At 56.9% G+C, this 10,047-nt stretch carries 14 protein-coding genes and 1 pseudogene; 9 read left to right on the top strand and 6 right to left on the bottom strand.

The features are described from left to right. Both B7L68_RS05465 and B7L68_RS05460 read left to right on the top strand, forming a co-directional pair. Positions 1-528 (top strand): annotated as a pseudogene (locus B7L68_RS05465) (Replication factor C small subunit); the annotation flags it as partial. Continuing rightward, positions 525-1,796 carry a replication factor C large subunit gene (locus B7L68_RS05460; protein WP_081246670.1) on the top strand — a complete coding sequence of 424 codons (1,272 nt, stop codon included), beginning with the start codon at positions 525-527 and terminating at the stop codon, positions 1,794-1,796. The pseudogene B7L68_RS05465 and the gene B7L68_RS05460, both read left to right, overlap by 4 nt. Here B7L68_RS05460 and B7L68_RS05455 read toward each other — a convergent pair. Both B7L68_RS05455 and B7L68_RS05450 read right to left on the bottom strand, forming a co-directional pair. After that, a complete protein-coding gene (locus B7L68_RS05455; protein ID WP_081246669.1) occupies positions 1,782-2,042 on the bottom strand; it encodes a helix-turn-helix transcriptional regulator in 261 nt (86 codons plus the stop codon). The two genes, B7L68_RS05460 and B7L68_RS05455, sit on opposite strands and share 15 nt — an antisense overlap. Then, a complete protein-coding gene (locus tag B7L68_RS05450) occupies positions 2,042-3,199 on the bottom strand; it encodes an ORC1-type DNA replication protein (protein WP_081246668.1) in 1,158 nt (385 codons plus the stop codon). Before B7L68_RS05450 ends, B7L68_RS05455 begins: the two co-directional genes overlap by 1 nt. Before the next feature lie 411 nt (positions 3,200-3,610). On the opposite strand from B7L68_RS05450, the gene B7L68_RS05445 reads away from it, so the two are divergent. From B7L68_RS05445 to B7L68_RS05435, 3 genes are read left to right on the top strand one after another with little or no spacing between them, the layout of a single operon-like run. Further along, a complete protein-coding gene (locus tag B7L68_RS05445) occupies positions 3,611-3,988 on the top strand; it encodes a hypothetical protein (protein ID WP_238136346.1) in 378 nt (125 codons plus the stop codon). Continuing rightward, on the top strand, positions 3,985-4,338 hold the full coding sequence (locus tag B7L68_RS05440; protein WP_238136345.1) for an NfeD family protein: 354 nt from the start codon (positions 3,985-3,987) through the stop codon (positions 4,336-4,338). Before B7L68_RS05445 ends, B7L68_RS05440 begins: the two co-directional genes overlap by 4 nt. Then, positions 4,323-4,820, top strand: a complete 498-nt coding sequence (locus B7L68_RS05435; protein WP_081246666.1) for a trans-aconitate 2-methyltransferase — start codon at positions 4,323-4,325, stop codon at positions 4,818-4,820. The genes B7L68_RS05440 and B7L68_RS05435 overlap by 16 nt, the downstream gene beginning before the upstream one ends. Here B7L68_RS05435 and B7L68_RS05430 read toward each other — a convergent pair. Then, positions 4,807-5,100 carry a DUF3195 domain-containing protein gene (locus tag B7L68_RS05430; RefSeq protein WP_081246665.1) on the bottom strand — a complete coding sequence of 98 codons (294 nt, stop codon included), beginning with the start codon at positions 5,098-5,100 and terminating at the stop codon, positions 4,807-4,809. The genes B7L68_RS05435 and B7L68_RS05430 overlap by 14 nt on opposite strands. 43 nt (positions 5,101-5,143) lie before the next feature. On the opposite strand from B7L68_RS05430, the gene B7L68_RS05425 reads away from it, so the two are divergent. From B7L68_RS05425 to B7L68_RS05415, 3 genes are read left to right on the top strand one after another with little or no spacing between them, the layout of a single operon-like run. Next, entirely contained in the window at positions 5,144-6,409 is a 1,266-nt protein-coding gene (locus B7L68_RS05425; protein ID WP_101958011.1) for an anthranilate synthase component I family protein, read from the top strand. Further along, the gene (locus tag B7L68_RS05420) at positions 6,400-6,978 is read left to right on the top strand and encodes an aminodeoxychorismate/anthranilate synthase component II (protein WP_081246664.1); all 579 of its coding nucleotides are present in this window, start codon (positions 6,400-6,402) and stop codon (positions 6,976-6,978) included. Before B7L68_RS05425 ends, B7L68_RS05420 begins: the two co-directional genes overlap by 10 nt. Continuing rightward, positions 6,975-7,697: an indole-3-glycerol-phosphate synthase gene (locus B7L68_RS05415; protein WP_081246663.1), complete on the top strand. Its 723-nt coding sequence runs from the start codon at positions 6,975-6,977 to the stop codon at positions 7,695-7,697. The genes B7L68_RS05420 and B7L68_RS05415 overlap by 4 nt, the downstream gene beginning before the upstream one ends. Here B7L68_RS05415 and B7L68_RS05410 read toward each other — a convergent pair. Further along, positions 7,694-8,146 carry a single- stranded DNA-binding family protein gene (locus B7L68_RS05410; protein ID WP_081246662.1) on the bottom strand — a complete coding sequence of 151 codons (453 nt, stop codon included), beginning with the start codon at positions 8,144-8,146 and terminating at the stop codon, positions 7,694-7,696. The genes B7L68_RS05415 and B7L68_RS05410 overlap by 4 nt on opposite strands. Positions 8,147-8,209: 63 nt before the next feature. Between B7L68_RS05410 and B7L68_RS05405 the strand changes: the two genes are divergently transcribed. Beyond that, entirely contained in the window at positions 8,210-8,512 is a 303-nt protein-coding gene (locus B7L68_RS05405) for an MTH1187 family thiamine-binding protein (protein ID WP_081246661.1), read from the top strand. Here the strand turns inward: B7L68_RS05405 and B7L68_RS05400 are convergent. Together B7L68_RS05400 and B7L68_RS05395 are read right to left on the bottom strand one after the other, a co-directional pair. Next, positions 8,472-9,146, bottom strand: coding sequence for an adenosylcobinamide-GDP ribazoletransferase (locus B7L68_RS05400; RefSeq protein WP_081246660.1), 675 nt, complete (start codon positions 9,144-9,146; stop codon positions 8,472-8,474). The genes B7L68_RS05405 and B7L68_RS05400 overlap by 41 nt on opposite strands. Continuing rightward, positions 9,134-10,042 (bottom strand): histidinol-phosphate transaminase, encoded by a 909-nt coding sequence (locus B7L68_RS05395; RefSeq protein WP_238136344.1) that lies wholly within the window; start codon positions 10,040-10,042, stop codon positions 9,134-9,136. Before B7L68_RS05395 ends, B7L68_RS05400 begins: the two co-directional genes overlap by 13 nt. Positions 10,043-10,047: the final 5 nt, after the last annotated feature.

The following is a 10,047-nucleotide window of genomic DNA, read 5'->3' as shown; positions in this document are numbered from 1 at the left end:
TGCGCCGTATTCAGGTTCCCTCCGATGCCTAAGGAGTTGATGGCTAGCAGGCTCATGTATATAGCCAAGCAGGAGGGGATAACGCTCACAGAGGACGGCGTGGACGCCATATACGAGATATCGCAGGGCGACATGAGGAGGGCCATAAATCTGCTCCAGATGGCCGCAGCGGCCGGCCAGGCCGTGGACAAGGAGAGCGTGGCGGCCGTGGCGTCGGCCGCGCGTCCGAGCGAGATCTTGGACGTCTTCAACACGGCTCTCTCCGGCGACGTCGAGAAGGCTAGGGAGAAGTTGCGCGGCTTGATGTATGTTAAGGGTATTGCCGGCGTCGACTTCTTGAGGGCCCTACAGAGGGAGTTGCCGAGGGCGCAACTCGACGAGGAGACCAAGGTCGCCGTGGCCGAACTTCTGTCCGACGTGGACTACAGACTGGCCGAGGGCTCCGATGAGGAGCTGCAACTTACCTACATGTTGGTCAAGCTCGCCGCCATAGGCTCGCGGGGCAAGGCGACGGCAAAGAAGAGGTGATGCTACCTTGGGTCGAGAAATATCGCCCTCGCACGTTTAGGGACGTCGTAGACCAGGAGGAGGCGAAATACGCGCTCGCATCTTGGATATGCGCTAGGTTCAAGGCGCCGGAGCAGTTCTGCAGGGCTTGGGCTAAGAGCAAGGACAAGAAGGTGTCTGAGGCGAGGGCGGTCCTGCTGGCGGGACCGCCAGGCGTTGGGAAGACCACGTTGGTTCACGCGTTGGCCAACGAGATAAACTACGAGCTGGTGGAGCTTAACGCCAGCGATGTGAGAACTGCTGAGAGGATAAAGGAGGTGGTGGGCCGGGGATTGAGGGAGGGATCTCTGTTCGGATACGCCGGGAGGCTTGTCCTTTTCGACGAGGTGGACGGATTGAACCCCAAGGAGGATCTAGGCGGTCTCGACTCGATAATAGATCTGATAGAGACGGCGAGGGTGCCCATAGTGATGACGGCAAACAATCCGTGGGATCAAAGGCTCCGGCAGCTGAGGGATATAAGCCTCGTGGTGAGCCTTAGAAGGCTCGCCGAGGACGACGCGGTGGAGGTGTTGAGGAGGATATGTGGCTCTGAGAAGATAAAGTGCGAGGAGGACGCCCTGCGCGCGCTGGCGCGATCGTCCGACGGAGACCTCAGAGCCGCCATAAACGACCTACAGCTCTTCGCGGGGGGCAAGAACGTGCTGACCGTCGACGACATAAAAAGGGTTGGCGAGAGGAATCCGCAGCTCTCCATGTTCGAGGTACTTGACAGAGTCTTTAGGGCTAATTGGTTCGACGACGCGAGGTCGATATCCTTCATGCCGTCCTTCGACTGGGAGCAGTTCTTCGCCTGGGCTTCCGAAAACATACCAAAGGTCTACAGGGACCCCTCGGTAGCTGCCACAGCCCTCGACAGATTAAGCAAAGCCGACGTAGTATTGGCTAGGATCAAGAAGACGGGCGAGTGGGAGCTTATGCCGTATATGACCGAGATCATGTTGGCGGGCGTAGCGCTCGTACCGGGGAAGCCCAGATTGCCCAGGTTCTTTAGATATCAATTCCCTCAACGCATCCTGATGCTGGCTCGCTCTAGGGAGGCCAGGAGGAGGCGGGAGCTGATCGTCCAGCGCCTATCTCAAGAGCTCCACGTATCTACGGGCTACGTCTCCTCGGAATTGCTCAACGTACTGCTGTTTCTTTCTAAAAAAGATGAAAGAATATTAGATAAAATAAGCAGATATCTATCTATATCTATGACGGATATAAAAACTTTATTTAGCGGCTAATTCTGTTAGTATCTTAGCTAGCTGTAGAATCTCCGGCTCCCTCCTCAGAGAGACCAGTCTGATGCGCCCTATTCGGTGCTCCTCGACGATGCCCGCCTCCTTGAGTATCTCTAGGTGTTCCTCCAGCAGGCTGTAGTTTATGCCCAGCCTCCTGGCTAGATCCGTCGTATTCAACTCGGACGCTCTATATAGCTCCCGGATTATCCTTATGCGCGATCTAGCCCCCAGCACGAAGTCCACATCCATCACCGTAGCTCCTCGACGGCCATGGACGTGATGGCTTTCTCCAGCGCGTCTAACGGCTCCGTGCCTATCGAGATAAGCGTGGTTCTGCCGCGCAGTCCCTCCCCCTTCTTATTGAGCCGCGTCTCGATTATGCCCTTGTTTTTCAGCTCGCCGAGATAGGCCCAGAGCTGGCTGTGCGTCCTGGGCTTTTGTCCGAACTCCTCGCATATCATTCTATACATCTCCTCCACCTCGCCGAAGATGACGTAGGGCCTTCCACTCCTCAACGCCCTCACTATTGCCAGTAGCAGCAGCTTCGCGTGTAGTGGGAGGCCCCTCAAGATGTCCGACGAGACTCCCACTAGCACCTCCTTGCTGGCCCTTCTGACGTGTTCAGGCGTTATTCTGCTCACGCCGTCGTTCTCGGCGTTGTTGGCAGCTCTATAGAGTATGTCGAGCGCGACTCTGGCGTCGCCTCTGTCCTCCGCCCCGTCCTCGGCGCCTGTTATATCCGCTATCATGTTCAGGATCTCCTCGTCGTACGACCCCGACGCGAGAGCTATCTCGGCCCTCTGCCTCAATATATCGAAGACCTGGTCCCTTGTGTACGGCGGGAACCTCACTATGGGTTTGCCCAAGATCCCGCGGGTCGAGGGATCCAATGCGTCTATGAAGTCGGGCGTGTGGCTGACTAGGATCAGCCCGAATCTGTGCGTGCCCAGCCTATCGGTCTCGAGGCCCATTCTGATGAAGATCGAGATGGCGTCCGGCGTCAAGTTGAACACATCGTCGAGCGCCACCACGGCGAACAGATCCTTGTCCCTCATCTGCTCCAGGAATACATTAACCAGCTCATCTCTGCTGAGCCCCCTCTTGGGCACCACTATGCCTAGCTGCTGCGCTAGACTGCTCACTATCGCCGTGAAGGTCCTGTTGATAAAACAAGAAACGTAGGCGAACTTGACGGGCGGTCTCACCGAGCCTCCAAAAGACCTCAATGTTACGGTCTTGCCGCTCCCCTGTCTGCCCACTAAGACCGCTCTGGGGTAGAAGGAGCCGGGCCTGTCAAGGAAATTGCGCATATATGCAGATAGTTGCCTCAGCTGCTCCTCTCTATGCGGCAGGCTCGGCGGTATGAAGTCGGGGCTGAAGGCCTCGCCCTTGACTATGATCCTCATCAATTGGTGTTGTTGCCGGGATTAATAAAAATTTCAGACAACTACTCTCATAATGAAACTACTAAATTAAAAGTTTTGATGATCTCCGTAGTCGCCATCTAAGCATGGAATAGATCCAGCCTAAGAAGACATTGGCCCCCATCGACGTCCTCGGCCCCGGGAACGGCCCACGGGCGTTTCCCGACGGCTAAAGATCTGCGTAACCTCCATAGCCCTTACGCCCATAGGCAACTGGCTTCTTAGTTCTGGCGGGGTCTCACGGCAGCCCTCCTGTATAGAGCTGGCCCTCTAGCTGAATTATTTTTAAAGCAAGAGTTGGCCCAGCCGTGAAGACTAGGTTTGAAGAGGTGTATGATGGATCCTAGGTATGGCATGAGGTGCGGTCCGGATGCCTGTTTCGTCTCGTTTATTGTGAGGTCGGATAGGCCGCTGGACAAGGGTATGCTCGCCTCGATCGGACGCCGCGCGCTGGTGGTGGCCGTGAGGCCCGAGTCGGTTAAGGACTGGAGATATCTGCTCCAAGCCATGGCCTACGCATACACGTATAAAAAACCGGCGCGAGATTGGCGTATATCGGTTCTGATGTACCTAACCAACAGCGACGACATAGACGAGGCGCTCGCGGCTGCGTCGCCCATAGGGAGCAGGGAGTACGTCGTGGCTGTATATGGGGAGCCGAGCGAAGTCGTTGAGGAAGTAGCCGAGTTGCCCCGCGGAGAGCCGTTCTATCCAGAGGACGTCTACGACCCCTGGCTCATAACTCGCTACGCCCTAAAGAGGCTGTCATGATGCATTCCGCGACGTTGTTGCTGGCCCTGGCGGCCTTGTTGATCGTGCTCGGCGTATTGGGCATAATACCGTTGGCTCTCGGCGCGATCTCCGCCTCTGTATTTATAGCGATATATGTCTGGGCCCTATATACGAGGATAAGATTTAAGCCCCCTCCGCCTAGACCGACCACGCCCCTCGGGGAGAAGGCCGTGGTCGTGGAGGAGCTTAGGCCTGAGGGCATGGTGAAAATCGGAGGAGTATACTGGAAGGCTTTATGCGAGGGCTGTCGAGCGGAGGTGGGCGAGGCCGTCGTCGTGGTGGACTACAGAGACGGCGTCCTCGTGGTGAGGAGATGTTCTACGCAATAGCTCTGGCGCTCGCGCTCATCATATCGCTCCACATGTTGTGGCCCCATCTAACCGGCAGAGGGGCCGGCTACGGCACGTCTAGCCTGAAGGCCGCCGGGAGGGCGTTGGCGCTGGTCGACGTAAGGGGCAAGCTGTTCTACGAGTTGGGATGCGGCTACGGGGCTGTCTTGACGCTTGCGTCCAAGGCCGGAGCTAGGGTGGTGGGCGTCGAGATAGATCCCATAAGGGCGTTGATATGCAAGCTGAGATGTCCAAAATGCCGCATCATATGGGGCGATATGTTCAAGGTGCCCCTAAAAGACGCGGATGTAGTGTATATATTCCAGTGGCCTTCGGTAAACGAAAAACTCGCGGCCAAGTTCAACAAGGAGCTCAGGAGGGACGCCCTAGTGGTTTCCTACTATTGGGAGGTCCCCAACATGGAGCTGGTCGCTAGAGACGATGAAGTAAAAATATACATATATAGAATTAAAACTTTATAAATATATAGTTGCCCACTCTCTTCATTTTGGCGTATGTCCGAGGAGGCGCCGCAGTTGAGACCTCGTCGTAGAGCTCAATCCTCTTTATCGTGGCCTTGAAGTATCTCATGGAGAGACACCTATCGAGGGCGGACCCATCGCTGAATTTGGCATAAAACACCCCGGGGCTCACGGGTTCGCAGAACACCTCAACGTCCCCCTGCCCGTATAGACAGTCGCAGAGATCCCGTGCCGCTACGCCTTCCCTTCCGCCCGTCGTGGTCGCGAGGATGACGGCCATGAAACTTTATATTGTGGGGTTTTTAGCGGCTAATGGCGTCGGGGTGGTAAAAACCCCTCTCTCGGAGCTACCCAGCCCGAAATCCTTGGCGCGGCGTCTGTATAGATCCCGCGAGGGCTTCGTGGCGCTTCTAGAGTCGGGCCCTGGCTTCCCCGACAGATCTAGATACACTATAGTCGCGTGGGGCGTGAAGAGACGCCTATCGACTTCGTCGAATTCCTACGAGGAGCTACAGAGGGTATATAGAGGCTTGGAGCCGTCCGGAGGGCCTTTCGGGGGCGAGATCTCGATAGGCTTCATCTCGTATGATGTGGTGGTTGAGATAGAGCCGACATTGGCCAAATACGTGGATGTCGATAGGGACTTCCCGAGGGCGCTCTTCATAGTGCCCGAGAACGTGGTGATTTACGACAATCTGCTCAAGAGGGCCTATGTGGCCGGCGGGCTGCCGAACGCCGCTGGGGCCGAGGCCGAGCCCGAAGAGCAGCCGAGGGTCGGCAAGATCCTGTATAAAACCGACGACGCCTCGTACAAGGCCGCCGTCTCCGAGGCCTTGAGGCGAATAAGGGATGGAGAGATATTCCAGGTGGTGCTGTCCAGACGCGAGGTCTTCGAGATCTCGGGGGACCTCTTCTCCATATATGAGAGGCTGACCTCAATAAACCCATCTCCGTATATGTTCTTCTTTAAGTACGGCGATATGGCCCTAATAGGCACTTCGCCTGAGCTGTTGGTCAGGGTGGAGGGCGACGTCGTGGAGACCCACCCGATAGCGGGCACCAGGCCCAGAGGGGCTGACGACAGGGAGGACTTAAGGCTTGAGGACGATATGCTCTCCGACGAGAAGGAGCTCGCCGAGCATATGATGTTGGTAGATCTAGCTCGGAACGATGTGGGCAGAATCAGCAGATTCGGCACGGTGAAGGTGCAGGAGCTTATGGCCGTGGAGAAGTACAGCCACGTTCAGCACATAGTCTCGAGGGTGGCCGGCGTCCTGGATCCCCGGAATAATATAATCGACGCGATTTGGGCACTTCATCCAGCCGGCACGGTCTCGGGCGCCCCTAAGGTGAGGGCCATGGAAATCATAGGAGAGCTGGAGGACATGCCCAGAGGCCCGTATGCTGGCGGCTTCGGCCTCTTGACGCCCAGGGGCGGAGAGTTGGCGATAATAATAAGGACTCTGGCTATCAAGGGAGACGTGGCCAGGATACAGGCAGGCGCAGGTATAGTCTACGACTCAACTCCTGACAGAGAATATAAAGAGACTGAGTACAAACTAGCCCATCTGAGGGCGGTATGGACTTGACATTAATAATAGACAACTACGACTCATTTACATACAACATAGCTCAGTATGTGGGGGAGCTGGGCTCGCGGCCCTTGGTGATCAGAAACGACGAGATAACGCCCTCAGCAGTGGAGCGCATCAGGCCAGACCGGATAATAATCTCGCCGGGGCCTGGACATCCCGAGAACCCCCGCGATGTGGGCATATCAAGGGAAATAGTGAGGCTGTTCGCACCGAGGATACCCATCCTGGGCATATGTCTGGGGCATCAGATAATAGGTTCTGTCTTCGGCGCGAAGATAAGGCACGCCAGAACCATAAAACACGGCAAGACGAGCTACATCAAGCACATGGGGGGCCCCCTCTACGTAGGCGTCCCCGAGGTGTTCAGAGGGATGAGGTACCACAGCTTGGTCGTCGACGAGGTGCCTGGATCTCTGGTCGTGGAGGCCGTGGCGCTGGACGACGGGGAGTTGATGGGCTTGAGACATGTGGAATACAACACGTTCGGGGTGCAGTTCCATCCCGAGTCGATAGGCACGGAGTACGGCAAGAGGATCATCAAGAATTTCCTAGACAGGATATGAGCTTCCTGGAGGAGGTCCGTAGATCCTTGAGGTATAGGGCCGAGAGACCGCCGCCCAGAGAAGCCCCGGTCGAGGACTTCAGGAAGGCCCTAGGCGATTTCGGCATAATAGCCGAGTACAAGAGGGCGTCGCCGAGCGGCGTGATAAGGGCGGATCTGCCTCCGTGGAGCTACTTCGAGGAGCTTTCGCACTACGTGGACGCGTTCTCCGTGCTCACCGAGCCGTTCTGGTTCATGGGGGATCTCCGCTTCATCCCCATAGCGAAGAAGTTCAAGCCGGTTCTGGCCAAGGACTTCGTCTTGAGCAGACAGCAGATAGACGTGTTTTTCGGCTACGGCGCAGACGCCGTGTTGATAATATCGGAGTTTGCCCTAGAGAGGACGGTGGAGCTCGCCGAGTACGTCAAAAAGCTCGGCATGACGCCGTTGATAGAGGTGGGCGATGCGAAGACCGCGCTCGAGGTGCTCGAGTATGGGGATTTCTTGTTGGGCATAAACTCCCGCGACCTCAACACGCTCGAGGTCTCCATCGAGAGGGCTCTAGGCGTCGCGGAGGCGGTGGCCGGCAGAGCCGACTTCATAATGGAGAGCGGCATCAATAAGCCCGATCACGTGGAGATGGCTTGCAGGAAGGGAGCCCGTGGAGTTCTGGTGGGCACCGCCTTGATGAGGGAGCCGGGCTTAGCCAAGGCCTTAAGAGAGGCCGTGAAAAAATGCTAGATAGTCTTTAGGATCTCCTCCAACCTCTGCCTCAACTCCGCAAGCGTTTTCCTGCAGTCGGCCAGCTGAGACTGTAGTTCTGCCGCCTTCTCGCTGGAGATGAACCACTCTATGGCAGGCTCGCCAAACGTCAGCTTGCCGCCGTCGACTCTAGCCTCCACGGTTATCCTAATTATATCAAGCTTCCCCACTCCCATCTTGATCAGCCTATCGTAGATGGACCTGTTAAGTTCGGCGACGGCCCTCAAGACCTCTTCTTGCTTCACAGCGTTCCTGAAGGCCGCGAAGACGGCGCGCCTCAGCTTATCCGCGTATCTGGCCGCTATTATTACGCCGGTTCTAATTTCCACGGAGTTCACTCCCTTTACGAAGACGCCGCCGTACAGCGCCGACTGCTCCTCGGCTTTCTCGAGGTCTCTTTCTACGTTTTCAATAGGTCTCCAGCTCATATAGATAATCTATTTGTTAATATATTTTTCTTAACCGTTAAAAAGAGCGGCTGTATTTGAGCCATGGCGAGGATGGTGGTCAGCCTATCGGTTACCCCTCTGGGCACAGGATCAACGCACTTGTCGGCATACGTAAGGGCGGCCGCCGAGACCCTGGACGAGATGGGAGTTAAGCACAAGACGGGCGCCGGCTTCACAGACATCGAGCTGGACGACTACTCTACGCTTGCGGAGATACTCAGAAGGATAGAGGATAGGCTGGCCTCTATGGGGGTCAAACGTGTGGACTTCATCATAAAGATCGATAGGAGGATGGACGAGGAGCTCACCATAGAGGGCAAGATATCGAAGGTAGAAAGGCGCTAGTCGCGGCTATGAAGAAGACTCTGCTGAGCTCCAGCAGGTAGCCGAGGACGTCGCCATTGGCGCCGCCCAGATGTTTATACGCTATATAGTAGGCCAACGCCGATAGAGCCAGCGCCAGCGAGGAGACGGGATACACCACTAAGGCCAGGGCGAGGGCGGGCATGGCGAGGGGCCATCTGCTCTTCACAGAGCTTATGAAGGCCGAGCCCAAGCCATCCTTGAAGGGCTTCGAGAAGGCCGCGAGAACGACCACTAGGGATTTGGAGAAGATCTCGCCTAGGAGCAACTGCCACGGGCTCCTCAAGTAGTCGACTGCCAACGCTATAGAGGCAACTACGGCGAATATCCCCGCGGTGCCTCTGCGGGGATCCTCCAGCGCTGCCCTAGCCCTTTCTCTGTCTCTGACCATCAGGGCATCTGCGGTGTCCGCGAGGCCGTCGAGATGGTTGAGCCCGGTCAACAGAAGCAGGATTAGATAGGCCGGGAGAGGGCCTAGGCCTATCAACGCAAGCGCCGACAAGCCGCCGAGGAGAGGCGCCACCGTGTACGGTAGCGCCCAGGCGCAGGAGAAGTCGAGCTCGGCCCCGACGGGCAGTATGGCGAAGAAACCCAGGAGGGCCCTCAAGCACTGCATAGGGCCTTGATCAGCACTTCGTTGTCTTCCCTTCTCTTTATCGAGACGCGGGAATAGCCCGGCATGCCGAGATCGTCGAGGGGTCTTATCTTCACGGCGCTGGTCCAGCCCTTGATCACGAAGAAATGTAGGCGCGATTTGACCACCTCGACGCACCTCGATAGAGCTTCCTGGACCCTGGGCCCCTCGGAGGCCACATACCTACGCGTGGACTCCCTATGGCGCCTTAAGGTCTCGGCGCCGATGTTGTATATGGCGTAATCCGCCAATGCGTTGATCCGCCACGGCGACTTTACATCCTGCCTCACGCGTCCCAGTGCGGCCCCCAGCCTAAGGCCGGGGATTGCGAATATCTTCCCATAGGATTTGACCACCGGCACGTCAGGCGCCGCGGTCTCCTCATCGACGAAGTCTAGGAAGGACTCATCCACCAATATCTGCGCGCCGCGGCCTTTCAAGATCCTATGAAGCTCTAGGATCTCGTCGCGTCCCATGACGGAGCCGGTGGGGTTGTTGGGGTTGCATATAAGCAGCAGATCTCCCGATGTGGCAAGCCCCACGAGCTCGTCTAGGCGTCCCCTTACGACCTCCAGGCCCAACAAGCCGGCTATGCGGACATAGTCGCTGTACGTGGGCCAGGGTAGCAACAACCTCTTGGGTCTCAACGCAGATACCATGGTCATCAACGCCTCCGTGGCTCCGTTGAAAAGAGCGACCTCGACGCCCTCGTATCGTTCCAGAACCTCCTCGGCCAAATTCGCGGGAAACCTCAAATAGACCCCTCTTTCGGCCGCCGCGAGGACTAGCTCAGGGAGGCCCGGCGGAGGGCCTATTGGGTTTAAATTGTCGCTGAAATCCAACACCTCGGGCTCAGCCCACGAAGTGCCTCCGTGCACTCGCA

This window comes from Thermoproteus sp. CP80 (assembly GCF_002077075.2).
Lineage (GTDB): Archaea > Thermoproteota > Thermoprotei > Thermoproteales > Thermoproteaceae > Thermoproteus.
Note: the sequence above shows the minus strand (reverse complement) of the source record. Positions and strands in the feature narration are given on the sequence as shown.